Source organism: Pseudomonas sp. CAM1A (genome assembly GCF_047501685.1).
Classification (GTDB): Bacteria; Pseudomonadota; Gammaproteobacteria; order Pseudomonadales; family Pseudomonadaceae; genus Aquipseudomonas.
Window position 1 is genome coordinate 72130 of sequence record NZ_JBFNXP010000012.1, and the last position, 23702, is coordinate 95831.

Consider the following 23702-nt stretch of genomic DNA (forward strand, 5'->3'; position numbering starts at 1 on the left):
CTCAGCGAACTTTCTGAGTTTCATGCCGATTGTTGGCTGTGCGCCTGCGGTCGGCAATGCACGTCGAAGTCAGGGCCTGCATTTGCTCGTAATGAACGCGCGTCTCCGGTGCATCGGGGGCGCCAGTGATGGCCAGCAGGTAATGGGTGTCAGCCTGGTACTGCTTCAGGTCCAGCAGGGCCGAGGTGAAGTCATCCGACAAGTCGGCTGACGGCCCCACGAATTTTTTGAAGCAAGACGATGACCGAGTTGGCAGGGGGTAGAAGGCTGCATACGGGTCGGGCTGCGCCAACGCTTTGGTCGCTTGCATGCGCAACCGTACCAGCGTGGGTTCGGCGAGGTCGACGGGGATCGGCTGTACGCGGCATGTGCGCAGCGTCGCCACCGCCGCGGCCAGCAACCCTTGGTCCGCAGCGGCCTGGTATAGCGCGCAGATTCGTGGCCGTCGCTCGTCCCAAGGCGTTTGCCTGCTCGATTCCACGAAAGCCAGCAGGTAGCTGACTACAGGATGGCCACTGTCGTTGACCGCGTTCAGCTCGTCGGCGATCACCTCGATTTTCTTCACGATCTCGGCCCTGGCCTTGACCCAGCTCGGCCAGTCGAGCTGGCCCTGTCGTTGCTGTTCGACCGTGCGGTGGATCCACTGCAGTTCCGCTTCAGCCTTGCGTATGGCCTGTTGCACGGTGGCCTCGTGCGCAATGTTGGGGGTGGCGTGCACCGCGGCACTCAGCACGAGGCCGAAAAACAGGGTGGGAAGTTTGACTATCAACGGGGGCTCCTCCTTGAAGCGCAGCCTGGTTGTGCCAGCTGGGGGCGGCGGATTCTACCGAGAAAGCCGGGCGTTCGCCTGTCTGACGGGCTGCGTCTTTACATTGAATTATTCAAAGCCAATAATTATTGCCATTGCATAATTCAGGTTAAATCCATGGCCGACATATTCCTGCGTCCTGAATTGGCCGCCGACATGGCCCGGCAACTGCTCGAACCGTCCGCGCTGGATATCGGCCTGCGTTCCGGGTTGTTCCTGTCTGGCCTGCGGCGCACCGGCAAGACCACCTTTCTCAGGAACGACCTGATCCCCGCGCTGGAAGCCAAGGGTGCGCTGGTGATCTACGTCGACCTGTGGAGCGACACCCAGACCAGCCCGGTGCAGCTTGTACTCACCGCTGTGCGCAAGGCCCTGCGCGAGCTGCAGACGCCGGCCTCGTCGTTCATGCAGCGGCTCAGGGCCTTGCGTGGCGCCGAGGTGGAGCTGGCCGGGTTCAAGTTCGGCTTCAACCTCGACACCCTGGGCGAGGCGGGCGGCGTGACCTTGGCCCAGGCCCTGGGCGAGGTGGTCGACCAAGCCAAGGCCAATGTGGTGCTGATCGTCGACGAAGTGCAGCACGCCATCACCACCGAAGATGGGCAGCAGATGATGCTGGCGCTGAAGGCCGCGCGTGATGCCATCAACCCACGCCCAGCCCCTGCGGGACATTTCCTGTTCATCGGCACCGGCTCGCACCGGGCGATGGTCAACGAGCTGACCGCGCGGCGTAACCAGGCCTTCGCCGGTGCCACCAACGTGGCCTATCCGGTATTGGGCGAGGACTATGTGGCGTTCTGGCTCGACCGGCTCGCAGCCGATGGCCTCGACAACCTGCCCTCGCTGGCGGTGGCGACCGAGGCGTTCCAGACGCTGGGCAGCCGGCCCGAAGAGTTCATCCGCGCCCTGCGCCAGTTGATTCATTCGCCCAGCCTGGCTTCTGGAGCGGATGTGGTGCTGCCGGTGATCGCGGCCACGCTGCGTTCGGCGGCGGCGGACCTGGAGCTGATGAAGGTCGAGGAGCTGGGCGTGCTGGCCCAGGCCATCTTCGCCCGCATCGCCTCGGTGGACGGCGAGACACGCGGGGTGTTCTCCGCCGAGGCGGCGGCGCAGTACTCGAAGGTCGTCGGGCGTGAAGTGCGGGTGGAAGAAGTGCAGCCCGTGGCCAACGACCTGCTGGCGGCCAATCTGATCATCCGCCGTGGGCATGGGTTGTATGGGGTGACGGATCCGTTCGTGCAGGAGATCTGGCGGGAGCGTCAGGCGATGTTGGGCAAGCGCTGATGTCCGACTTGGACAAGGGCATTCGCAGATGAAGATCGCCACTCGACAGGGCGTCATTACCGTTATTGACGAACCCACCTACACGTTCGACTCAGCGGACAATTTGCGCTCATATGCGCGGGAGTTCATCGTGGGCGATGATGGCCTTTCATCGGTTCATGGCGTGATGTTGAACGACACCGGCATCCTGGTTATCGGTGCCGGCGGGGGTGGGACAGGGGTTCATGCGCATTGCGCGCGGGTGATCGACGACAAGCTGGTGTTGGCCGTGGGCAATCAGGTCGCCTGTGTGTCGCTGATCCCTCCCCACGACTTGGTGTGGTCCTGCAAGGTGGATTTTGCGACGTGTTTCGGTCTCTATTGGGCTGCGCGGCCGCGTGCACTGATCTCGCACGGCGAGCTGGAAATCACATGCCTGTCTCCTGAGGGCGACGTCATCTGGAAAGCCATGGGCGCCGACATCTTCACCGGACGTTTTCAGTTGGCGCCTGACCATGTGGAGGTCTTGGACTTCTACGACACCGTCTACCGTTTTGATGTCGTGACGGGTGAGGCATTGGAATGCACTTGATGCATGGGGGCGACTATACGTCCTGGTGCAATCCTCAGTTACAAGTCCAAACTTGGCCACCGTCTTAACGTCGGAGCAAGTCCAAGGCCGGTGGCCATCTAGCTTGCGGTCTACTTGAACGCACAGGCGCCCACATCAGACGCTGTGCATTCGCCGTCTTCCCAGCCATCCCCCGCCGTTTGCCTGGCGCCGGACAGGGTCAGACTGACGCCACTTTGATTATCGCCTTTGTATCGGCAAATCACTGATTTATCAGTGACCTTCGCGGTGAAGAATTCGAAGCTGTCGAGGTCCTCTTCGCTGGCCATCGGGTTATCGCCCTCCCAGCCGCCTGGGGCGCTGTAGGCGTAGCCTTGGCCGTCTTCTTTTTGAGTGATGCTTGAAGCACTTGGGCAGGTGGCGGCAACGGCGTTACCTACCATGAAAAAAGCCAGCAAGGCAGTTCCGATCATACGCATGACAGCTATTCCTTCAGCAGAAATGGGAAACTCATCATGTGATGCGGGAATTGCACCGCGCTACTGGCAAAAATGTCAGGTCAGTGGTGCGGGTAGAGGCGGCTGGTGTGTCAGAGGACTGTGAAGGAGGAGTGCCTCATTCGTAGCCCGTCTTTAAAAACTGGGCCTGAACCGCCAGTTCGTCCATCGCGGCAAGGCTGGTTTCGTCACATTTGCCCTGAAAAGCACCCAAATCTCCGACTTGATGTCCCCAAAGCCTAATCCGTGAAGGGCACCCTTGTGTTGCGAAAGGGCCGCAAAGCGGCCCCGTGCACCTGTGAAGTCAGTGCTTCATCCCCAGCTCCGCATCATCCATCAGCGCCTTGGCCAGCGCGCTCAGGTAATACGACGCCCAGATCAGCTGAGGTTTTTCCTCCATGATCCCGGTGATGGTCAGGTCGCACACGCAGCCCATCAACTCCGAAGCCTGCTCCCGTGCGTGCTGGCAAGGGATGCCGGGTTCGATGCAGAACAGCGGGTCGGTATGCCCTTCACCCTGGTAGAACCGCGTCTTGCCCACCGTGGTGTGGGGCGTGGTGTCGTCTGTGCTCATTGCTCAATCTCCCTGAAATGATCGGTGCCTGGGCTTGCGCAATCGCGGGACAAGCCCGCTCCCACGGGTACAGGTTCCACGCCGCATGTGGTGTGCTGCACGTAGATCGCAGCCATGGATCACAGCGTGTTTGGATCACAGCGTGGGAGCGGGCTTGCCCCGCGATTGCGTCAGCCCAGCCAACAAATGACTTACGCCCTAGTGCAACGTCCGAGGCTCCACCTGCGGCATCTGCACCTGAATCAACGCCGACTCGAGCAGCACCCGCAGCGCCTCCATTTCATGCATCGCGGCCATGACCAGGATCGACACGGGCGACTTGGGATGCAGCAGAACAGCCTGATGCGCCACGGTCTGCGCGCACAGGGCGTACTCCGTGGCCTGGATGATGGTGTCTTCGAGGGAGTGGTGGTTGTGGGGTGGATCGGGGACTATCTTCAGCATGGTTTTGTGCCCTTTGATGGGGCCGCTACCGGACTGCTGTCAAACAGGTAGGTGGCAGCTATGCATAGGTTGACAGACCGGCGGACACAAAAACCGGCGCACGCAAGCGTGCCCCATGCACAGCCGCCATAGAGGGCAAGCAGTGCAGGTGTCGCGTCGCGGCCTGTCAAAGCCGATCGCTGATATGCAGCGACCTGCCGAGACTAGAGCGCTTGCTGAGCGATCGCAACGAAAAATAGGAGCTCGGAGTATCTTTGGGAAATGGACTACAAAAAAGATGTAAAGTCTGATCTTTTTTACTAGTGGTACAAGGCGGATGGGTTGGGTGGTGTTGCAAAATGGGTCATGAGCCTAACTAATGAAAGCTGGCGCACTAGTTTAAATCGTTAGGGCGAATTACTTATAGGGTCTGTCTGACGGCAGATCCTATAAGTAATCAGGAACGGACATTTAGTGGGGTAGCGTAGGGAGCTGTTCTCGTTCATTTTTTCGGCTGTGATTGGTTCGACTCATTTTTTTTGGTATCTTTGACTGTGTCGGATCCAGAGAGTACGTTCCCCACTCCTCCTTGGGATATATCGCCGCCAACATCGTTTCCAAGGATTACGTTCCCCACTCCTCCTTGGGATATATCGCCGCCAACATCGCTTCCAAGGTTTACGTTCCCCACTCCTCCTTGGGATATATCGCCGCCAACATCGCTTCCAAGGATTACGTTCCCCACTCCTCCTTGGAACATATCGTCGCCAACATCGCCTCCAATAATACCTTGCCCTACTGTGCCTTGAATTACATCACCGCCAGTATCTGTTCCAATGATCCCTTGGGCTACATTGGTTGCAGGTTTTTTCGTGGTCATGATACACCTCTGTGAGTATGGGTGAGAGGGTATTAGGAACGTGTAATGATTGGGCCGCAACTGGTAATTTTGATAGTTGACAGTTTCAGAATATTTGGCTGGTGGGTGGTTGCAATTCATGTGGTCAATTAATGGCTGCTGAGCTTGCGTCTTAACTACATGTGATATATGAAATTAGCCAAAATTTCTTTCTCGGCTGATTCCCGCAAGGCTCAACCTTGAGTAGTACACTAATAGTAGAATCTAATTTGGCTCAGTTTGTTCAAGGAACGCCGCCTCCAACAACTGCCTCGTATACCCATGCTGCGGCTCATGAAAAATCTCCCCCGCATCCCCCTGCTCAACCACCTGCCCATGCTTGATCACCATCAACTGATGACTCAACGCCTTGACCACCGCCAGGTCATGACTGATAAACAGATAAGTCAGGTTGTACTTAACCTGCAAATTCCGCAAAAGCTCAACCACCTGCCGCTGCACCGTCCGGTCCAGCGCCGAGGTCGGCTCATCCAGCAAAATCAGCGCGGGCTTCAGCACCAAGGCCCGAGCAATCGCAATCCGCTGCCGCTGCCCACCAGAAAACTCATGGGGATACCGATGCCGCGTCCGCGGATCCAGCCCCACTTCCTCCAACGCCGCAATAATCGCCGCTTCCTGCTCAGCCGGCGTGCCGATCTTGTGAATCCGTAACCCCTCGCCAACGATGTCCGCCACGCACATGCGCGGGCTCAGGCTGCCAAAGGGGTCCTGAAACACCACCTGCATCTCTCGCCGCAGCGGCCGCACTTCCTTCTGGTTCAGCCCTTCAAGATTCTGCCCATGAAAGCGAATCCCGCCCTGGCTGGAAATCAGCCGCAAAATAGCTAGCCCCAAGGTGGACTTGCCCGAGCCACTCTCGCCAACGATGCCCAGCGTCTGCCCCTGGGGAAGGCTGAAGTTCACCCCGTCCACGGCCTTTACATGGTCCACGGTGCGGCGCAGCAGCCCCTTCTTGATCGGGAACCACACCTTCAAGTCCTTCACCTCCAGCAACGGCGCGCCTTCGGCATTCGCAGCCGGTGCCCCGCTGGGCTCGGCGTTGATCAGCATCTGCGTATACGGATGCTGCGGCTTGCTGAACAGCGTGGCGCAATCGGCCTGCTCGACGATCTTGCCGCACTGCATCACGCATACGCGGTGGGCGATGCGGCGTACCAGGTTGAGGTCGTGGCTGATCAGCAGCAGGGCCATGCCGAGGCGCGCCTGCAACGACTTGAGCAGGTCGAGGATCTTCAACTGCACGGTCACATCGAGCGCCGTGGTGGGCTCGTCGGCAATCAGCAGTTCGGGCTCGTTGGCCAGGGCCATGGCGATCATCACCCGCTGGCGCTGACCACCGGACAGCTCGTGGGGCAGGGCTTTCAAGCGCTTGTGCGGCTCGGGAATGCCGACCAGCTCCAACAGCTCAAGGGTGCGGGCGGTGGCTTCCTTGCCGGTCAGGCCCTTGTGCAGCAAGAGGATCTCGTTGATCTGCTTCTCGATGCTGTGCAGCGGGTTCAGCGAGGTCATCGGCTCCTGAAAGATCATCGCAATGCGGTTGCCGCGAATGCGCTGCATGGGCTTCTCGCCCAGGTGCAGCAGGTCCTTGCCTTCGTAATGGATGGTGCCGGAAGGATGCCGCGCCAGCGGGTAGGGCAGCAGGCGCAAAATCGAATGCGCGGTCACCGACTTGCCCGAGCCGCTTTCGCCGACCAGGGCCAGGGTCTCGCCCTTGCGGATGTCGAAGCTGATGCCGTCGACCACGCGGTTGACCTGCTCGCCAGTGACGAACTCCACCGCCAGGTCGCGGACTTCGATCAGGGTGTCTTGGCTCATGTCATTTCCTCGGGTCGAAGGCGTCGCGGGCGGATTCGCCGATGAATACCAGCAGGCTCAGCATCACCGCCAGCACGGCGAAGGCGCTGATGCCCAGCCACGGGGCTTGCAGGTTGGACTTGCCCTGGGCCACCAGCTCGCCCAGCGACGGGGAGCCGGCGGGCAGGCCGAAGCCAAGGAAGTCCAGGGCGGTGAGGGTGCCGATGGCGCCGGTGAGGATGAACGGCATGAAGGTCATGGTCGAGATCATCGCGTTGGGCAGGATATGCCGGTACATGATCGGGCCATTGCGCATGCCTAGCGCACGGGCGGCGCGCACGTACTCCAGGTTGCGCCCGCGCAGGAACTCGGCGCGCACCACGTCCACCAGGCTCATCCACGAGAACAGCAGCATGATGCCCAGCAACCACCAGAAGTTAGGCTGCACAAAGCTGGCGAGGATGATCAGCAGGTACAGCACCGGCAGGCCTGACCAGATCTCCAAAAAGCGCTGCCCGGCCAGGTCCACCCAGCCGCCATAGAAGCCCTGCAAGGCGCCGGCGATCACGCCGACGATGGAGCTGGCGATGGTCAGCGTCAGGGCGAACAGCACCGAGATGCGGAAGCCGTAGATCACCCGGGCCAGCACGTCGCGGCCCTGGTCGTCGGTGCCCAGCAGGTTGTCGGTGGAGGGCGGCGCGGGGGCGGGCACCTTGAGGTCGTAGTTGATGCTCTGGTAGCTGTAGGGGATCGGCGCCCACAGCACGAAGGCGTCTTTCTTGGCCATCAGCTCGCGGATGTAGGGGCTCTTGTAGTTGGCCTCCAGCGGGAACTCGCCGCCGAAGGTGGTCTCCGGGTAGCGCTTGAAGGCCGGGAAGTGCCATTCGCCGTCGTAGCGCACGGCGATGGGCTTGTCGTTGGCGATGAACTCGGCGCCCAGGCTGAGCACGAACAGCACCAGGAAGATCCACAGCGACCACCAGCCGCGGCGGTTGGCCTTGAAGCGCTCGAAGCGCCGGCGATTGAGAGGGGACAGGGCCATGTCAGTGCTCCCGGCTGGCGAAGTCGATGCGCGGATCGACCAGGGTGTAGGTGAGGTCGCCGATCAGCTTCACCACCAACCCCAGCAGGGTGAAGATGAACAAGGTGCCGAACACCACCGGGTAGTCGCGGTTGATCGCCGCTTCGAAACTCATCAGGCCCAGGCCGTCGAGACTGAAGATCACCTCGATCAGCAAGGACCCTGTGAAGAAGATGCCGATGAACGCCGAGGGGAAGCCGGCGATCACCAGCAGCATGGCGTTGCGGAACACATGGCCGTAGAGCACGCGGGTGCGGCTCAGGCCCTTGGCCTTGGCGGTGACCACGTACTGCTTGTTGATCTCGTCGAGGAAGCTGTTCTTGGTCAGCAGGGTCATGGTGGCGAAGTTGCCGATCACCAGCGCGGTGATGGGCAGCACCAGGTGCCAGAAGTAGTCGAGCACCTTGCCGGTGGTGGAGAGCTCGTCGAAGTTGTTGGAGGTCAGCCCGCGCAGCGGGAACCAGTCGAAGTAACTGCCGCCGGCGAACAGCACGATCAGCAGGATGGCGAACAGGAAGGCGGGGATGGCGTAGCCGACGATGATCGCCGAGCTGGTCCACACGTCGAAGTGGCTGCCGTGGCGCACGGCCTTGGCGATCCCCAGCGGGATCGACACCAGGTACATGATCAGCGTGCTCCATAGCCCGAGGGAAATGGACACGGGCATCTTCTCGGCGATCAGGTCGATGACCTTGGCGTCGCGGAAGAAGCTGTTGCCAAAATCCAGCTGGGCGTAGTTCTTGACCATGATCCACAGCCGCTCGGGCGCGGATTTGTCGAAGCCGTACATGCGCTCGATCTCGGCGATCAGCGCCGGGTCCAGGCCTTGCGCGCCACGGTAGTTCGAGCCGGCCACCGAGACTTCGGCGCCGCCGCCGGCGATGCGGCTGGTGGCGCCGTCGAAGCCTTCGAGCTTGGCGATCATCTGCTCCACCGGGCCGCCGGGGGCGGCCTGGACGATGATGAAGTTGATGATGAGGATGCCGAACAGGGTGGGGATGATCAGCAGCAGGCGCCGCAGGATATAGGCCAGCATGTCAGTTGGCCTCTTCCGGTGCGGCGGCTTCGCTTACCGCGGGCGTGACGTCGGGCTTGATCCACCAGGTGTCGATGCCGATGTCGTACTTGGGCGATACGGCGGGGTGGCCGATATGGTTCCAGTAGGCCACGCGCCAGGTCTTGATATGCCAGTTGGGGATCACGTAGTAGCCCCATTGCAGCACACGGTCCAGGGCGCGGCAGTGTTCGATCAGGCTCTGCCGGGAGTCGGCATTGATCAGTTGCTCCACCAGCTGGTCGATGGCCGGGTCGCGCAGGCCGATGAAATTGCGGCTGCCGGGGTTGTCGGCGGCGGCGCTGTTCCAGTATTCGCGCTGCTCGTTGCCGGGCGAGTTGGACTGGGCGAAGCCGCCGACGATCATGTCGTAGTCGCGCGAGCGCAGGCGGGTGATGTACTGCGACACGTCCACGCGGCGGATCTCGAGGTTGATGCCAAGGTCCGCGAGGTTGCGCTTGAACGGCAGCAGCACCCGTTCGAACTGGGTCTGCGCGAGGAGGAACTCGATGGTCAGTGGCTTGCCGTCTTTATCGACCATCTTGTCGTCGACGACCTTCCAGCCGGCCTCCTGCAGCAGCTTGTAGGCCTGGCGCTGCTGGTCGCGGATCATGCCGCTGCCGTCGGTGACCGGGTTGTGGAAGGCGCCGTTGAACACCTCGTCCGGCACCTTGCCGCGCAGCGGCTCGAGGATCTTCAGCTCGGCGGGGCTGGGCAGGCCGTTGGCGGCCATTTCGGAGTTCTCGAAGTAGCTGCCGGTGCGGGTGTAGGCGCCGTTGAACAGCTGCTTGTTGGTCCACTCGAAGTCCAGCAGCAGGCTGATGGCATGGCGCACGCGGATGTCCTGGAACATCGGCTTGCGCAGGTTGAAGATGAAGCCCTGCATGCCGACGGGGTTGCCGTTGGGCAGTTCTTCCTTGACCAGGCGGCCATCACGCACGGCGGGCACGTCGTAGGCGGTGGCCCAGTTTTTCGCGCTGACCTCCAGGCCGTAGTCGAACTGGCCGGCCTTGAGCGCTTCGAGGGCGACGGTGTTGTCGCGGTACGAATCGAAGGTCATCACGTCGAAGTTGTAGAAGCCGCGGTTGATCGGCAGGTCCTTGCCCCAGTAGTCCTTGACCCGCTCGTAGCGGATCGAGCGGCCGGCCTTCACCTCGGCGACCTTGTACGGGCCGCTGCCGAGCGGGATCTCCAGGTTGCCGCGGTCGAAGTCGCGGCCCTGGTACCAGTGCTTGGGCAGTACCGGCAGCTGGCCGAGGATCAGCGGCAGCTCGCGGTTGTTGTTGTGCTTGAACTTGAACAGCACCTTGAGCGGCGCTTCGGCGACCACTTCGGCGACGTCGGCGTAGTACTGGCGGTACAGCGGCGCGCCGTCCTTGATCAGGGCGTTGAAGGTGAACACCACGTCTTCGGCGCGCATCGGGTGGCCATCGTGGAAGCGTGCTTCGGGGCGCAGGTAGAAGCGCACCCAGCTGTTGTCGGGGGCCTTTTCGATCTTGCCGGCCACCAGGCCGTACTCGGTGAAGGGCTCGTCCAGGCTCTGGCGCATCAGGGTGTCGTAGATGGCGCCGACGTTGTCGGCGGGCACGCCCTTGTTGATGAACGGGTTGAGGCTGTCGAAGCCGCCGAAGCTGGACTGGCGGAAGGTACCGCCCTTGGGCGCGTCGGGGTTCACATACTCGAAGTGCTTGAAGTTGGCCGGGTACTTCGGCGCCTCGTCGTACAGGGTCAGGGCGTGCTGCGGGGCGGCCACGGCCGGGAGCGTGAGGCAGCTCAGCAGCAGGCTGGCGGCCAGGCGGCGCAGGGTCGGCGTCATTTGGCTTTCTCCGAAGGCTTCTTGATCCACCAGCTGTTCAGCCCGAGGGTGTAGGGCGGTGTGGTGACGAAGGCGAACCGGTTGCGGTAGGCCAGGCGGTGATTGTCGAGGTACCAGTTGGGGATCATGTAGTACTGCCATGAGAGCACGCGGTCCAGGGCGCGCGCGGCGGCGATCTGGTCATCGCGGCTGCGGGCGGCGAGCAAGGTGTCGAGCAGGTGGTCGACCACCGGGTCCTTCACGCCAGCATAGTTCTTGCTGCCCTTGGTGGCGGCCTGGCTTGAGTGGAAATACAGCCACTGCTCGAGGCCCGGGCTCAGAGTCTGGTTCAGGGTCATCAGGATCATGTCGAAATCGAACTGGTCGAGCCGTTGTTTGTACTGGGCGCGGTCCACGGTGCGCAAGCGCGCATCGATGCCAATGCTGGCCAGATTTTCGACATAAGGTTGCAGGATGCGTTCGAGGTTGGGGTTCACCAGCAGCAGTTCCAGCCGGAACGGTTGGCCTTTGCTGTCGACCAGGCGCTGGCCGTTGAGCTTCCAGCCGGCCTGGGCGAACAACGCCAGGGCCTGGCGTAGAGCCGGGCGGCTGATGCCGCTGCCGTCGGTGTGGCTGACCTGGTAGGGCTCGGTGAACAGCTTGTCCGGCAACTGGTCACGGAACGGCTTGAGCAGCAGCCATTCCTTGCCGGTGGGCAGGCCGCTGGCGGTGAAGTCGCTGTTGGGGTAGTAGCTGGTCGAGCGGCGGTAGGCGCTGCTGAACAGGGCGCGGTTGGTCCACTCGAAGTCGAGCATCAGGCCCAGCGCCTGGCGCACCCGTGGGTCGCTGAACGCGGCGCGGCGGCTGTTCATGAACAGGCCTTGGGTCTGCGTGGGGATCTTGTGCGGGATCTGCGCCTTGATCACCTCGCCACGGCGCACGGCGGGGAAGTTGTAGCCGTTGGCCCAGTTCTTCGCCTGGTGCTCGATGTAGATGTCGAATTCACCGGCCTTGAACGCCTCGAAGGCCACGGTGGCGTCGCGGTAGAACTCGTATTCGACACGCTTGAAGTTGTACTTGCCGCGGTTCACCGCCAGGTCCTTGCCCCAGTAGTCCTTCACCCGCTCGAACACCAGGCGGCGACCGGGTTGCACTTCGCTGATGCGGTAGGGGCCGCTGCCCAGCGGCGGCTCGAAGGTGGTGGCCTTGAAGTCGCGTTTGGCCCAGTAGTGCTTGGGCAGCACCGGCATCTCGCCCAGGCGCAGGATCAGCAGCGGGTTGCCGGCGCGCTTGAACACGAAGCGAATACGCAGCGGGCCGAGGATATCGACCCGGGCCACTTCCTGCAGGTTGGTGCGGTAGATCGGGTGGCCGTCCTTGAGCAGGGTGCGGTAGGAAAACGCCACATCCTGCGCGGTGATCGGCACGCCGTCGTGGAAGCGCGCCTCGGGGCGCAGGTTGAACACCACCCAGCTGCGGTCTTCGCTGTACTCGACCGAGCGGGCGATCAGGCCGTAGCTGGAGGTGGGCTCGTCGCCGGACGGGTCGTACATGCCGGTGCCGACCATCAGCGGCTCGTTGAGCTCGTTGATGCCGTACTGCAGGAAGTTGGGCGTGGTGACCGGGCTCGAACCCTTGAAGGTGTAGGGGTTGAGCGTGTCGAAGGTGCCGAAGGCCATGGCCCGCAACGTGCCGCCTTTAGGGGCTTGCGGGTTGACCCAGTCGAAGTGGGTGAAGCTGGCCGGGTACTTGAGCGTGCCGAACTGCGCGTATCCGTGGCTTTCGCTCACCATCGCGACGGCGGGGAAGCTCAAGGCCAGGCTGAGAGACAGCAGGAGGGGACGTATCAAGTCGGCATCCGATCCAGAGGGCGTTGGGCTTGGTTCGGGGTACAGTAACAGCTTGTCTGGAATGGAAAAAGGGTAGGGCGCGGGGCTTTGCTTCAGCCTTCAAAGCATCGCGGGGCCAGCCCGCTCCCACGCCGATCGCGACTGGCGTGGGAGGAGGGCTGGCCCCGCGAGCGAGGTATCAGCGGCCCAGGTAGACGGTCAGGGTCTGGCCTGGCTTGAGCGCATGCCCGGTACGTGGGTTCCAGCGCTTGAGGTGTTTCATTTCGACATTGAAGCGCTTGGCCACCAGGTAGTACGAGTCGCCCTTGCGCACTTTGTACTGGGTGGAGCGCTGCTTGGAATCAGCCACACGGTTGGCCGCCGCGCTCGGCGCGCTGCCGCCACGCAGGGCCAGGACCTGGCCGACCTTGAGGCTGTTGCCGCGGATGCGGTTCCAGCTTTGCAGCTGCTTGACCGACACCCGGTTGGCCTTGGCGATGCTGCCCAGGTTGTCGCCGCGCTTGACCCGGTAGCTGCGTGCTGCGGGGGCCTTGGCTTCGGCCAGGGCAGCCTGGAACACGGCCTTGTTCGGTTGCAGGCTGACCAGTTCCTCGGGCTTGAGGTTGGACATGCGGTCGCTCAGCAGCTGCGCCTTGGCGGTCGGCACCAGCAGTTGCTGCGGGCCGTCCACGGTCATGCGCTTCTTGAAGGCGGGGTTGAGCTGGATCAGTTCGTCTTCGTCGATGTCGGCGAAGGCAGCCACGCGCGACAGGTCGAGGCGGTCGTTGATGGCGACGGCTTCGAAGTACGGCTCGTTGGCGATCGGGTTCAGGTTGACCCCGTAGGCGGCCGGGGTGTTGACCACCTGCGACAGGGCCAGCAGCTTGGGCACGTAGTCGCGGGTTTCCTGCGGCAGCGGCAGGTTCCAATAGTCGGTCGGCAGGCCCAGGCGCTCGTTGCGCTCGATGGCGCGGCTGACCGTGCCTTCACCGGCGTTGTAGGCCGCCAGGGCCAGCAGCCAGTCGCCGTTGAACATGTCATGCAGGCGGTTCAGGTAGTCCAGCGCGGCGTTGGTCGAGGCGGTGACGTCGCGTCGGCCATCGTAGAAGTTGGTCTGGCGCAGGTTGAAGTGGCGCCCGGTGGACGGGATGAACTGCCACATGCCGGCGGCGTGTGCGCGGGAGTAGGCCATCGGGTTGTAGGCGCTTTCGATGGCCGGCAGCAGGGCCAGCTCCAGCGGCATATCGCGTTCTTCGAGGCGCTCGACGATGTAGTGCAGGTACAGGCTGCCGCGCTCGCCGGCGTTCTCGAGGAACGACGGGTTGCTGGCGAACCACAGGCGCTGCTGTTCGATGCGCGGGTTGACGTCCATGCCGTCCTGCAGGGCGAAGCCCTGGCGCATGCGCTCCCAGACGTCCTGCGGCGGTGCCTGCTCCTTGGGCTTGACCACCAGCGGCGCGGGCTTGTGCTTGATCCGCGCCTGGTAGTTGTGCGCGCGAACGCTGTCGGCTTCGTCGAGCTGACGGGTGCTCTGGCAGCCGACCAGGGTGGCGGCCAGCGCCAGTGCACTGATCTGGGCCAGTCGCGTCAGGGCGACCGAATGAGAGGTTCTGCGGCTACGGGAAGACATCGGCTGGGACGGGTATCCGGGCGAAAAAGTTGGGCGATTCTAGGAACCGCTCCCGGCCGGGTCAACCATTGGGCCTATGATGCGATATATCTTGGGGTTATCAGAACACGTCCTTCCAAGACCTCAAGGCAGCAAAAACAGTGGCTTGGGTGGGGTTGGAATGTCCCTTCCATTCGTCTGCTTTTTGTTTAACGAATGTTTCAGCGGTGCGCAAAAACGGGTTGGTCAGGCGCTCCAGGCCGATGCTGGAGGGCAAGGTGATGCGATTGTCGGCGCGCAGCCGGGTAACGTCCTCGAACCGTTGGCGAACGTGTTCGTTGTCGGGTTCCACGGCACGGGCGAATCGCAGGTTGCTCAGGGTGTATTCGTGGGCGCAGTACACTTCGGTCGCGGCGGGCAGCGCCGCCAGGCGTTGCAGCGAATGGTGCATCTGCTCGGGCGTGCCTTCGAACAAGCGGCCGCAGCCGGCGGCGAACAGGGTGTCGCCACTGAACAGTAGCGGTGTGGGCGATTGCGCAGTGTAATAGGCAATGTGCCCCAGGGTGTGGCCGGGCATGGCCAGGACGTCGAAGGCCAGGCCCAGCACCTCGACGCGTGCGCCGTCTGCCAGGGCGATGTCGCGGCCCGGAATACGTTCGCTGGCCGGGCCGTACACCTGGGCGCCGGTGGCCTGTTTCAAGGCTTCGACGCCGCCGACGTGGTCATGGTGGTGGTGGGTGACGAGGATCGCCTCCAATGCCCAGCCCGGGTGCTGCTCCAGCCACGCACGCACCGGCCCGGCGTCACCGGGGTCTACCACTGCGCAGCGGCGATTGGCAGTATCCTGTAACAACCAGATGTAGTTGTCGTTGAAAGCGGGTAGGGCATCGATCTGTATCATGTGCGGATCCGTATCGCCAAGCCTGGACATTGAGGGCATCTTAGCCGCGATGGCGCGAGCGGAGAACCTTCGAGGGAGAACGCAATGACCGACCAAGCCTTCGCCCAGGCCGACCCCGACTGGGTCGAGCTGATCCGCCTGGCCCGCGACTGGTTCGATGGGCCTCTTGGGCAGTTGATGCTCAAGGAGGAGGAAAAGTTGCTCGAAGAAGAGCTGCGGCGCTTCTTCGGTGGCTACCTTGTGCACTACGGCCCCTGCGCCGAACCCCCGCCCAACGCCCCGCAGGTGCAGCGCAACGTGCGCCTGGGCGCGCCGTTGCCGGGGGTGGAGATCGTCTGTGAGGAGCAGGCCTGGCCGCTGTCGGAGCACGCCGCCGACGTGGTGGTGCTGCAGCATGGCCTGGACTTCAGCCTGTCGCCCCATGGGCTGCTGCGTGAAGCGGCCAGTTCCGTGCGCCCGGGTGGCCACCTGCTGATCATCGGGATCAACCCGTGGAGCAGTTGGGGCGTGCGCCATTTCTTCAGCCATGGGGCCTTGCGCAAGGCCCGTTGCATCTCGCCGTCGCGGGTCGGCGACTGGCTCAACCTGCTGGGCTTCGCGCTGGAGAAACGCCGCTTCGGGTGTTATCGTCCGCCGCTTGCCTCGCCGGCCTGGCAACAGCGCCTGGCGGGCTGGGAGCGTGTGGCCGGGGGCTGGCAGACCGCCGGCGGCGGTGTCTACCTGCTGGTGGCGCGCAAGATGGTGGTGGGCCTGCGGCCGTTGCGCTTGGAGCGCCGCGAGCCGATGGGCAAGCTGCTGCCGCTGCCGCTGGCCAAGGTCAACCGCAGCGCCACCCATCCCGAATCCGAAAAGCACTGAACATGAGTGGTACATGAGCGATAGCGTCGAGATCTACACCGATGGTGCCTGCAAGGGCAACCCTGGCCCGGGCGGCTGGGGCGTGCTGATTGTCTACAAGGGCGTCGAGAAGGAGCTGTGGGGCGGCGAACGCGAGACCACCAACAACCGCATGGAGCTGATGGCGGCGATCGAGGGCCTCAAAGCGCTCAAGCGCGAGTGCGAGGTGCTGCTGACCACCGACTCGCAGTACGTCATGAAGGGCATCAACGAGTGGATGGTCAACTGGAAGAAGCGTGGCTGGAAGACCGCCGCCAAGGAGCCGGTGAAGAACGCCGACCTGTGGGTGCAGCTCGATGAACAGGTCAACCGGCACAAGGTGACCTGGAAGTGGGTCCGTGGGCATATCGGCCATCCGGGCAACGAGCGCGCCGACCAGCTGGCCAATCGTGGGGTCGACGAAGTACGCGCCCAGCGTTGATTGTGCTGCGGGCCATCGCGGGGCAAGCCCGCTCCCACGCAGGGAATGCTCATCTTGTGGGAGCGGGCTTGCCCCGCGATGGCCGCAAAGCGGCCCCGATTTCGTTATACTCCCACCCCGAATTCAAGCACCGCCAGTTGGAGTCCCCGCGTGGAGCAGCAGCAAGACAAACGGTTCGTTATCCTCGACACCGAGACCACCGGTATGCCGGTAGGCGAAGGCCACCGTATCATCGAGATCGGTTGCGTCGAGGTCGTGGGCCGGCGTCTGACCGGGCGGCATTTCCATGTCTACCTGCAGCCTGACCGCGAGAGTGACGAGGGCGCGATCAACGTCCACGGCATCACCGACGCTTTCCTGGTCGGTAAACCGCGCTTTGGCGAGGTGGCCGAGGAGTTCTTCGAGTTCATCCAGGGCGCGACCCTGGTCATCCACAACGCCGCGTTCGACGTTGGCTTCATCAACAACGAGTTCGCCCTGATCGGCCAGCAGGATCGCGCCGACATCTCGCAGCATTGCCCGATCCTCGACACCCTGATGATGGCGCGCTCGCGCCACCCAGGGCAGCGCAACAGCCTCGATGCCTTGTGCAAACGCTACGGCATCGACAACTCTGGCCGTGAACTGCACGGCGCATTGCTCGACTCGGAACTGCTGGCCGACGTCTACCTGGCGATGACCGGTGGCCAGACCAGCCTGTCGCTGGCGGGCGAGGGAGCGGGCGACGAGGATGGGCAGGGCGGCACCGGCAGCGAGATCCGGCGTATCGTCGGGCGTGCGCCGGGGCGGGTGATCATGGCCAACGAGGAAGAGCTCGAGGCCCATGCCGAGCGGCTGGCGGCCATTGCCAAGTCGGCGGGCGGGCCGTCGATGTGGCAGGCATTGACCGAGCCAGCCGCCAGCTGACTCGAAGGCAGGCCCGGCCCCATCGCTGGCAAGCCAGCTCCCACACGGCCCGCATTCTGCGCTGCACCTTGTGAGAGCCGGCCAGGCGATGACAGCATCACACTCGACTACCCTGAGGGAAATTACCCGCAGAGGTAGCCGCCCGATGTACAAGGACCTGCAGTTCCCGATCCTCATCGTCCACCGGGCCATCAAGGCTGACAGCGTTGCCGGCGAGCGGGTGCGCGGCATCGCCGATGAACTGGCCCGTGACGGCTTTGCCATTCTCGCCGCCGCCGACCAGGCCGAAGCACGGCTGGTGGCTGCGACCCATCATGGTCTGGCGTGCATGCTGATCGCTGCCGAAGGCGTCGGCGACAACAGTCACCTGTTGCAGAACATGGCCGAGCTGATCCGCCTGGCGCGGCTGCGGGCGCCCAACCTGCCGATCTTCGCTTTGGGCGAACAGGTCACCCTGGAGAATGCCCCGGCCGAGGCCATGGGCGAGCTGAACCAGTTGCGCGGCATCCTCTATCTGTTCGAAGACACCGTGCCGTTTCTCGCCCGCCAGGTGGCGCGGGCCGCGCACAATTACCTCGACGGCCTGCTGCCGCCGTTCTTCAAGGCCCTGGTGCAGCACACCGCGCAATCCAACTACTCCTGGCACACGCCGGGCCACGGCGGTGGCGTGGCCTACCGCAAGAGCCCGGTGGGGCAGGCCTTCCATCAGTTCTTCGGGGAAAACACCCTGCGCTCGGACCTGTCGGTCTCGGTGCCGGAGCTGGGCTCGCTGCTCGATCACACTGGCCCGCTGGCCGCCGCCGAGGCGCGGGCGGCACGCAACTTCGGCGCCGACCATACCTTCTTCGTCATCAATGGCACCTCCACCGCCAACAAGATCGTCTGGCACGCCATGGTCGGGCGCGGCGACCTGGTGCTGGTGGATCGCAACTGCCACAAGTCGGTGGTGCACGCGATCATCATGACCGGCGCCATCCCTATCTACCTGTGCCCGGAGCGCAACGAGCTGGGCATCATTGGGCCGATCCCGCTCAGCGAGTTCAGCCCGGCGTCTATCCAGGCGAAGATCCAGGCCCACCCGCTGGCCCAGGGAAGGCCTGCGAAGATCAAGCTGGCCGTGGTCACCAACTCCACCTACGACGGCCTCTGCTACCACGCCGGGATGATCAAGCAGGCCCTGGGTGCCAGCGTCGAGGTGTTGCACTTCGACGAGGCCTGGTTCGCCTATGCCGCCTTTCATGAATTTTTCGCCGGCCGCTACGCCATGGGCACGCCGCGTGGCGACGACGGGCCGCTGCTGTTCAGCACCCATTCCACCCACAAGCTGCTGGCGGCCTTCAGCCAGGCGTCGATGATCCATGTACAGGACGGTGCCAGCCGCCAGTTGGACCGCGACCGCTTCAACGAAGCGTTCATGATGCATATCTCCACTTCGCCGCAGTACAGCATTCTCGCTTCGCTGGATGTGGCCTCGGCGATGATGGAAGGCCCGGCGGGGCGTTCGCTGTTGCAGGAGATGTTCGATGAGGCCCTGAGCTTTCGCCGGGCGCTGGCCAACCTGCGCGAGCACCTCGCCGCCGATGATTGGTGGTTCAGCATCTGGCAGCCGCCGACGGCGCAGGCCGGCGAGCGGCAGGCGGCGGTGGACTGGTTGCTGCAACCGGGGGCCGACTGGCATGGCTTTGGCGGGCTGGGCGACGACTATGTCTTGCTTGACCCGCTCAAGGTCACCTTGGTGATGCCGGGCGCCGCTGGCGCAGCGGATGGCCATGGAATTCCCGCCGCAGTGGTGGGCAAGTTCCTCTGGGAACGGGGGCTGGTGGTGGAGAAGACCGGCCTGTACAGCTTCCTGGTGCTGTTCTCGATGGGCATCACCAAGGGCAAGTGGAGCACGCTGCTGACCGAACTGCTGGAGTTCAAGCGCCACTACGACGCCAATACCGCGCTGGCAGACTGCCTGCCCAGCGTGGTGACACAGCAATCGTCACGCTACCAGGGGCTGGGGCTGCGCGACCTGTGCCAGCAACTCCATGCCTTCTACCGTGGCAACGCCACCTCCAGGCAGCTCAAGCTGCTGTTCACCCGCTTGCCCGAAGTGGCGATGACGCCGGCCGAGGCCTATGACCGGATGGTGCGCGGGGAGGTGGAGGCGGTGCCGATCGAGCACCTGCTGGGTCGGGTCGCGGCGGTGATGCTGGTGCCCTATCCACCAGGGATTCCGTTGATAATGCCGGGCGAGCGCTTCACCGAGGCGACCCGCTCGATCCTGATCTACCTGGACTGCGCCCGGGCCTTCGACCAGGGCTTCCCGGGCTTCGTCGCCGACGTGCATGGTTTGCAGCGCGAGGGGGCGCTGTACACCGTCGACTGCGTCAAGGAATGCGAATGATCTCGACGCCGGTCTGGGCCAGTTCGAAGCGGTCGTCGCCCAGGTGGTTGACGCGGTCGCCGATGGCCAGGCGATAACTGGTGACCGGTGCGCCGAGGGTGCTGCCGTCGGCCTGGAGGGTGGACTCCTGGAACTCGTGGACCGGGTAGATACGGCCTTCGGCGTCGCGGGCGTGGAACTGGCCGACCATTACTGCTGCCATTTAGGTGGAAACCTCTGAATCGTGTAGGAAATGTCTGTAGGCATAGACCAGTGAAACGCCCGGGAAGTTTTCAGCCGAATGGAAAAAAACCGTGAAGCCGAGGAACGGTCATCTATAACTAACTGGTCCCATTCCCAGAGCAGAGGTTGCAAAACGCCATGAGCCAGGTCTATTCGGTAGCGGTTGTCGTCGGCAGCTTGCGCAAGGACTCCTACAACCGCAAGGTGGCTCGCGCGCTGTCTGAGCTGGCGCCGTCCAGCCTTGCCCTGCGGATCGTCGAGATCGGCGACCTGCCGTTGTACAACGAGGATGTCGAGGCCGAGGGCGCGCCCGAGGCGTGGAAGCGTTTTCGCGACGAGATCCGCCGCAGCGACGCGGTGCTGTTCGTCACCCCGGAATACAACCGTTCGGTACCGGGCGGCTTGAAGAACGCCATCGACGTGGGGTCGCGTCCCTATGGGCAGAGTGTGTGGGGTGGCAGGCCGGCGGCGGTGGCGAGCGTGTCGCCGGGGGCGATCGGCGGGTTTGGCGCCAATCATGCGGTGCGCCAGTCGCTGGTGTTCCTCGACATGCCGTGCATGCAGATGCCCGAGGCGTACCTCGGTGGGGCGGCGACGCTGTTCGATGACAGTGGCAAGTTGAGTGACAAGACCCGGCCGTTCCTGCAGGGCTTCATCGACAAGTTTGCCTCGTGGGTGAAGCTGAACCGGGCAGTCTGAAGACACCTTGTCGCCGGCAAGCCAGCTCCCGTGGGAGCCGGCTTGCCGGCGATGGCCATCACGCGGACGCTCAGCAAGCCTGCGGCATTTCCCCCTTGGCCAACCGCCGGTTGATATCGGCGATCACCTCGGGCAGTTCATTGATGGTGTCGATCAGGTAGTGCGGGCGCGACCCGGCAAACATCGCGTGAATGCGCTTGCGCTCGCTCTCCAGCTGCTCTGCGCTCAAGGCCCGGTAGCCTTCCCAGGTCAGCCCCAGGGCATTGCCCGAGCACACCAGCGCCACGGTCCACATCCCGGCGCGGCGGCCTTCGAGAATACCCGGCACGGTGTCGTCGACCTTCACGCAGGCGGCCACATCGTCAATCCCCAGGGCTATCACGTTGGCCAGTGCCTGGGCCGGCCACGGGCGGCCGTTCGGCGTCTCGTCGGTGGCGACTACATGGTCGGCGACATAGCCGTTCTGCGCGGCCAGCTCGACCACCTTGTCCATGACCACCTTCGGGTAGCCCGAGCACGAGCCGATCTTCAGTCCGTCCTTGCGCAGCCCGGTCAGGGTGTCCAGGGCGCCGGGAATCAGCGCCGAGTGCACGGCGATCTTCTCGATCTGCAACGGCATGAAGCGTTCGTAGATGGCGGTGACGTCGTCATCGGTCGGCGTGCGGCCGAACACCTTGCGGTAGCGCTCGGCGATCTCCGGCACGTCGCACAGGGTACGGATATGGTCCCACTTGCCCATGCCCATCGGCCCACGGGCTTCTTCGATGGACACCTGCACGTCGAATTCGGCGAAGGCCTCGACGAAGATCTGGGTGGGGGCAAAGGAGCCGAAGTCGACCACGGTGCCGGCCCAGTCGAGGATGGCGGCTTGCAGCTGGGTAGGGTTGCTGTAGTTCATGTGCGCAGTTTCCTTGAATTGGGTAGGCAGAAGATCAGATGTCCAGCACTTCCATTTCCCGCAGCACCTCGGCCACGGCGTTCACGGCGGCCTGCATGCCCTCGGCGCCGACCACGCCGATGCAACCGACGCGGAAGGTCTCGACCTGGGTCAGCTTGCCGGGGTAGAGGATGAAGCCCTTGGCCTTGACCCGCTCGTAGAAGTCCTTGAACTGGTAGCGCGGATCGCTCGGCGCGTGGAAGGTGACGATGATCGGCGCCTGGATCTCGGCCGGCAGGAAACTGCGCAGGCCGAGCTTGGCCATGCCGTCGAGCAGGGTCTTGCAGTTGTCGGCGTAGCGCTGGTGGCGGGCCGACAGGCCGCCTTCTTCAGCGTACTGCTGCAACGCTTCGTGCAGGGCGGCCACCACGTGGGTGGGTGGGGTAAAGCGCCATTGGCCGGTCTTGGCCATGTAGGAGTGCTGGTCGTGCAGGTCCATCGCCAGCGAGTGGGCGTTGCCTTCGGCGGCGGCCAGGGCGGTTTTCTCGGCGAAGACGAAGCCCATGCCCGGCACCCCTTCCAGGCACTTGCCGGAGGCGGCGATCAATGCTTCGAAGGGAATCTGTCGGGCATCGATGGGCAGCGCGCCGAACGAGCTCATGGCGTCGATGATCAGGCGCTTGCCGTGGCGCTGGATCACCTGGGCGATCTCGGGCAACGGGTTGAGGATGCCGGTGCTGGTCTCGCAGTGAATCAGCGCCACGTGGGTCACGGCGGGGTCGGCGGCCAGCAGGCGGTCGACGTCAGCGGCCGTGGTCGGCTGGTCCTCGGCGGTCTCGAAGGTGCTGTAGTCGCGACCCAGCACTTTGCAGATCTTCGCCAGGCGCTGGCCATAGGCGCCGTTGATCAGCACCAGCACCTTGCCGTCTCGCGGCACCAGGGTGCCGATGGCCGCTTCCACGGCGAAGGTGCCGCTGCCTTGCAGGGGCACGCAGTGGTGGCTGGCGGTTCCGTCGATGATCGCCAGCAACTGCTCGCACACACTGGCGGTCAGCTGGTTGAAGTCGCGGTCCCAGGAGCCCCAGTCCACGAGCATGGCCTGGCGGGTGCGCAGCGATGTGGTCAAAGGACCGGGGGTCAGCAGGATCGGGGCGTTGCTCATTCCGTGGTTCCTCACTTGCGGTGGGCTGGAAACTAGTGGGGCTAGGTTGCAATTCGCCGTGCTATCAATCAAATTGTTTGTAGATATGCCAACTATAAGCCGGGCCGATAGATATGAACCTGTTCCAGCTCCGTGCCTTCGATGCCGTCGCCCGCGAGGGCAGCTTCACCCGCGCCGCCGAGCGCCTGTTCATCAGCCAACCGGCGGTGACCGGGCATGTGAAGGCGCTGGAGGAGCACTACCAGATCACCTTGCTGCGGCGCACCGCCCGGCGCGTCGAACTGACCGAGGAGGGCACGCGCCTGGCGGCCATCACCCGGGCGATGTTCAGCCTGGCCGAGGAGGCCCAGGCCATGCTCGAGGCCAACCGGCAGTTGCTCACCGGGCGCCTGGAAGTTGCCGCCGACGGCCCACACCGGGTCATGCCGATGCTGGCGCAGTTGCGCGAGCGCTACCCCGGGATCACCGTCAACCTGCGCCTGGGCAACGCCCAGGAAACCCTCGCGGCGTTGCTGTCCGAGCATGCCGATGTGGCGGTGCTGACCGAAATCGAGCCGCGCAAGGGGCTACACCTGCAAAGCCTGTGCGAATCACGCCTCTGTGCCTTGCTGCCGGTAGGGCATGCCTGGGCCACGGCCACCGACGACTTGCCGCTGGCCGAACTGGACAAGCAGATCATGGTCCTGCGTGAGCCCAGCTCGACCACCCGGCGCACCTTCGACAAGGCCTGCGCCGATGCCCGCGTGCAGCCGCGGGTGCTGCTGGAGCTGGACAGCCGCGAGGCGGTGACCGAGGCGGTGGCGGCCGAGCTGGGCATCGGGGTGGTGTCGTCCACCGAGGTGGCGCATGACCCGCGGGTAGTGGCGCGGCCGTTGAGGGGTGCCGGGCTGGTCAACCAGCACCTGGTCGGGTGCCTGGAGCGGCGTCGGGAACTGCGCTTGATCCAGGCCTTCCTGGGCCTGGCGGGCGGCCTGTGATGGCTGTTTTCAACGGCGGGCCCTAAGATGGCCGGCA

The 23702-nt window shown here is 63.7% G+C and carries 23 protein-coding genes; 8 read left to right on the forward strand and 15 right to left on the reverse strand.

The window, feature by feature from the left end; translation table 11 throughout:
• Position 1: 1 nt before the first annotated feature.
• Positions 2-769 (reverse strand): hypothetical protein, encoded by a 768-nt coding sequence (locus ABZO33_RS22960; RefSeq protein WP_414537905.1) that lies wholly within the window; start codon positions 767-769, stop codon positions 2-4.
• Between the two features lie 156 nt (positions 770-925).
• On the opposite strand from ABZO33_RS22960, the gene ABZO33_RS22965 reads away from it, so the two are divergent.
• Both ABZO33_RS22965 and ABZO33_RS22970 read left to right on the forward strand, forming a co-directional pair.
• On the forward strand, positions 926-2089 hold the full coding sequence (locus ABZO33_RS22965; protein WP_414537906.1) for an AAA family ATPase: 1164 nt from the start codon (positions 926-928) through the stop codon (positions 2087-2089).
• Between the two features lie 28 nt (positions 2090-2117).
• Positions 2118-2660 (forward strand): hypothetical protein, encoded by a 543-nt coding sequence (locus tag ABZO33_RS22970; protein ID WP_414537907.1) that lies wholly within the window; start codon positions 2118-2120, stop codon positions 2658-2660.
• A 110-nt stretch (positions 2661-2770) separates the two neighbouring features.
• Here ABZO33_RS22970 and ABZO33_RS22975 read toward each other — a convergent pair whose 3' ends face one another.
• The 11 genes from ABZO33_RS22975 to gloB form a co-directional block, all read right to left on the reverse strand.
• Positions 2771-3118 carry a hypothetical protein gene (locus ABZO33_RS22975; protein WP_414537908.1) on the reverse strand — a complete coding sequence of 116 codons (348 nt, stop codon included), beginning with the start codon at positions 3116-3118 and terminating at the stop codon, positions 2771-2773.
• Between the two features lie 322 nt (positions 3119-3440).
• Positions 3441-3710: a DUF3077 domain-containing protein gene (locus ABZO33_RS22980; RefSeq protein WP_046854813.1), complete on the reverse strand. Its 270-nt coding sequence runs from the start codon at positions 3708-3710 to the stop codon at positions 3441-3443.
• Between the two features lie 198 nt (positions 3711-3908).
• Complete coding sequence (locus tag ABZO33_RS22985; RefSeq protein ID WP_011534689.1) at positions 3909-4154, reverse strand: hypothetical protein; 246 nt, start codon at positions 4152-4154, stop codon at positions 3909-3911.
• Between the two features lie 481 nt (positions 4155-4635).
• Positions 4636-5013, reverse strand: a complete 378-nt coding sequence (locus tag ABZO33_RS22990) for a hypothetical protein (protein ID WP_414537909.1) — start codon at positions 5011-5013, stop codon at positions 4636-4638.
• A gap of 243 nt (positions 5014-5256) precedes the next feature.
• Positions 5257-6867: an ABC transporter ATP-binding protein gene (locus ABZO33_RS22995; protein WP_414537910.1), complete on the reverse strand. Its 1611-nt coding sequence runs from the start codon at positions 6865-6867 to the stop codon at positions 5257-5259.
• 1 nt (position 6868) lies between these two features.
• Entirely contained in the window at positions 6869-7888 is a 1020-nt protein-coding gene (locus ABZO33_RS23000) for an ABC transporter permease (protein WP_414537911.1), read from the reverse strand.
• Between the two features lies 1 nt (position 7889).
• The gene (locus ABZO33_RS23005; protein ID WP_038706480.1) at positions 7890-8963 is read right to left on the reverse strand and encodes a microcin C ABC transporter permease YejB; all 1074 of its coding nucleotides are present in this window, start codon (positions 8961-8963) and stop codon (positions 7890-7892) included.
• A 1-nt stretch (position 8964) separates the two neighbouring features.
• Positions 8965-10797 (reverse strand): extracellular solute-binding protein, encoded by a 1833-nt coding sequence (locus tag ABZO33_RS23010; protein WP_414537912.1) that lies wholly within the window; start codon positions 10795-10797, stop codon positions 8965-8967.
• Positions 10794-12626: an extracellular solute-binding protein gene (locus ABZO33_RS23015; protein ID WP_414537913.1), complete on the reverse strand. Its 1833-nt coding sequence runs from the start codon at positions 12624-12626 to the stop codon at positions 10794-10796. Before ABZO33_RS23015 ends, ABZO33_RS23010 begins: the two co-directional genes overlap by 4 nt.
• A gap of 178 nt (positions 12627-12804) precedes the next feature.
• Positions 12805-14235 carry a transglycosylase SLT domain-containing protein gene (locus tag ABZO33_RS23020; protein WP_414537914.1) on the reverse strand — a complete coding sequence of 477 codons (1431 nt, stop codon included), beginning with the start codon at positions 14233-14235 and terminating at the stop codon, positions 12805-12807.
• 100 nt (positions 14236-14335) lie between these two features.
• Positions 14336-15115: a hydroxyacylglutathione hydrolase gene (gene gloB, locus ABZO33_RS23025; RefSeq protein ID WP_414537915.1), complete on the reverse strand. Its 780-nt coding sequence runs from the start codon at positions 15113-15115 to the stop codon at positions 14336-14338.
• An 84-nt stretch (positions 15116-15199) separates the two neighbouring features.
• Here gloB and ABZO33_RS23030 point away from each other — a divergent pair, with 84 nt between their 5' ends.
• The 4 genes from ABZO33_RS23030 (at position 15200) to ABZO33_RS23045 (ending at position 19728) form a co-directional block, all read left to right on the forward strand.
• Positions 15200-15973, forward strand: coding sequence for a methyltransferase domain-containing protein (locus ABZO33_RS23030; protein ID WP_038706475.1), 774 nt, complete (start codon positions 15200-15202; stop codon positions 15971-15973).
• Between the two features lie 13 nt (positions 15974-15986).
• A complete protein-coding gene (rnhA, locus tag ABZO33_RS23035; RefSeq protein ID WP_023629443.1) occupies positions 15987-16433 on the forward strand; it encodes a ribonuclease HI in 447 nt (148 codons plus the stop codon).
• Positions 16434-16583: 150 nt separating this feature from the next.
• Positions 16584-17339 carry a DNA polymerase III subunit epsilon gene (dnaQ, locus tag ABZO33_RS23040; protein WP_414537916.1) on the forward strand — a complete coding sequence of 252 codons (756 nt, stop codon included), beginning with the start codon at positions 16584-16586 and terminating at the stop codon, positions 17337-17339.
• A 145-nt stretch (positions 17340-17484) separates the two neighbouring features.
• Complete coding sequence (locus tag ABZO33_RS23045; RefSeq protein WP_414537917.1) at positions 17485-19728, forward strand: Orn/Lys/Arg decarboxylase N-terminal domain-containing protein; 2244 nt, start codon at positions 17485-17487, stop codon at positions 19726-19728.
• On the opposite strand, the gene ABZO33_RS23050 is transcribed toward ABZO33_RS23045, so the two are convergent.
• Complete coding sequence (locus ABZO33_RS23050; RefSeq protein ID WP_028690532.1) at positions 19712-19930, reverse strand: hypothetical protein; 219 nt, start codon at positions 19928-19930, stop codon at positions 19712-19714. The genes ABZO33_RS23045 and ABZO33_RS23050 overlap by 17 nt on opposite strands.
• 158 nt (positions 19931-20088) lie before the next feature.
• Here ABZO33_RS23050 and ABZO33_RS23055 point away from each other — a divergent pair, with 158 nt between their 5' ends.
• Entirely contained in the window at positions 20089-20649 is a 561-nt protein-coding gene (locus ABZO33_RS23055) for an NADPH-dependent FMN reductase (protein ID WP_414537918.1), read from the forward strand.
• 70 nt (positions 20650-20719) lie between these two features.
• Here ABZO33_RS23055 and phnX read toward each other — a convergent pair whose 3' ends face one another.
• Together phnX and ABZO33_RS23065 are read right to left on the reverse strand one after the other, a co-directional pair.
• A complete protein-coding gene (phnX, locus tag ABZO33_RS23060) occupies positions 20720-21547 on the reverse strand; it encodes a phosphonoacetaldehyde hydrolase (protein ID WP_414537919.1) in 828 nt (275 codons plus the stop codon).
• 34 nt (positions 21548-21581) lie between these two features.
• A complete protein-coding gene (locus ABZO33_RS23065; RefSeq protein WP_414537920.1) occupies positions 21582-22688 on the reverse strand; it encodes a 2-aminoethylphosphonate--pyruvate transaminase in 1107 nt (368 codons plus the stop codon).
• A gap of 113 nt (positions 22689-22801) precedes the next feature.
• Here ABZO33_RS23065 and ABZO33_RS23070 point away from each other — a divergent pair, with 113 nt between their 5' ends.
• Positions 22802-23665 (forward strand): LysR substrate-binding domain-containing protein, encoded by an 864-nt coding sequence (locus ABZO33_RS23070; RefSeq protein ID WP_414537921.1) that lies wholly within the window; start codon positions 22802-22804, stop codon positions 23663-23665.
• Positions 23666-23702: the final 37 nt, after the last annotated feature.

Coding starts and splice junctions, on each gene's coding strand:
- ABZO33_RS22965 (WP_414537906.1), top strand. CDS start 926: ATGGCCGACATATTCCTGCGTCCTGAATTGGCCGCCGACATGGCCCGG.
- ABZO33_RS22970 (WP_414537907.1), top strand. CDS start 2,118: ATGAAGATCGCCACTCGACAGGGCGTCATTACCGTTATTGACGAACCC.
- ABZO33_RS22975 (WP_414537908.1), bottom strand. CDS start 3,118: ATGCGTATGATCGGAACTGCCTTGCTGGCTTTTTTCATGGTAGGTAAC.
- ABZO33_RS22980 (WP_046854813.1), bottom strand. CDS start 3,710: ATGAGCACAGACGACACCACGCCCCACACCACGGTGGGCAAGACGCGG.
- ABZO33_RS22985 (WP_011534689.1), bottom strand. CDS start 4,154: ATGCTGAAGATAGTCCCCGATCCACCCCACAACCACCACTCCCTCGAA.
- ABZO33_RS22990 (WP_414537909.1), bottom strand. CDS start 5,013: ATGACCACGAAAAAACCTGCAACCAATGTAGCCCAAGGGATCATTGGA.
- ABZO33_RS22995 (WP_414537910.1), bottom strand. CDS start 6,867: ATGAGCCAAGACACCCTGATCGAAGTCCGCGACCTGGCGGTGGAGTTC.
- ABZO33_RS23000 (WP_414537911.1), bottom strand. CDS start 7,888: ATGGCCCTGTCCCCTCTCAATCGCCGGCGCTTCGAGCGCTTCAAGGCC.
- ABZO33_RS23005 (WP_038706480.1), bottom strand. CDS start 8,963: ATGCTGGCCTATATCCTGCGGCGCCTGCTGCTGATCATCCCCACCCTG.
- ABZO33_RS23010 (WP_414537912.1), bottom strand. CDS start 10,797: ATGACGCCGACCCTGCGCCGCCTGGCCGCCAGCCTGCTGCTGAGCTGC.
- ABZO33_RS23020 (WP_414537914.1), bottom strand. CDS start 14,235: ATGTCTTCCCGTAGCCGCAGAACCTCTCATTCGGTCGCCCTGACGCGA.
- gloB (WP_414537915.1), bottom strand. CDS start 15,115: ATGATACAGATCGATGCCCTACCCGCTTTCAACGACAACTACATCTGG.
- ABZO33_RS23030 (WP_038706475.1), top strand. CDS start 15,200: ATGACCGACCAAGCCTTCGCCCAGGCCGACCCCGACTGGGTCGAGCTG.
- rnhA (WP_023629443.1), top strand. CDS start 15,987: ATGAGCGATAGCGTCGAGATCTACACCGATGGTGCCTGCAAGGGCAAC.
- ABZO33_RS23045 (WP_414537917.1), top strand. CDS start 17,485: ATGTACAAGGACCTGCAGTTCCCGATCCTCATCGTCCACCGGGCCATC.
- ABZO33_RS23050 (WP_028690532.1), bottom strand. CDS start 19,930: ATGGCAGCAGTAATGGTCGGCCAGTTCCACGCCCGCGACGCCGAAGGC.
- ABZO33_RS23055 (WP_414537918.1), top strand. CDS start 20,089: ATGAGCCAGGTCTATTCGGTAGCGGTTGTCGTCGGCAGCTTGCGCAAG.
- phnX (WP_414537919.1), bottom strand. CDS start 21,547: ATGAACTACAGCAACCCTACCCAGCTGCAAGCCGCCATCCTCGACTGG.
- ABZO33_RS23065 (WP_414537920.1), bottom strand. CDS start 22,688: ATGAGCAACGCCCCGATCCTGCTGACCCCCGGTCCTTTGACCACATCG.
- ABZO33_RS23070 (WP_414537921.1), top strand. CDS start 22,802: ATGAACCTGTTCCAGCTCCGTGCCTTCGATGCCGTCGCCCGCGAGGGC.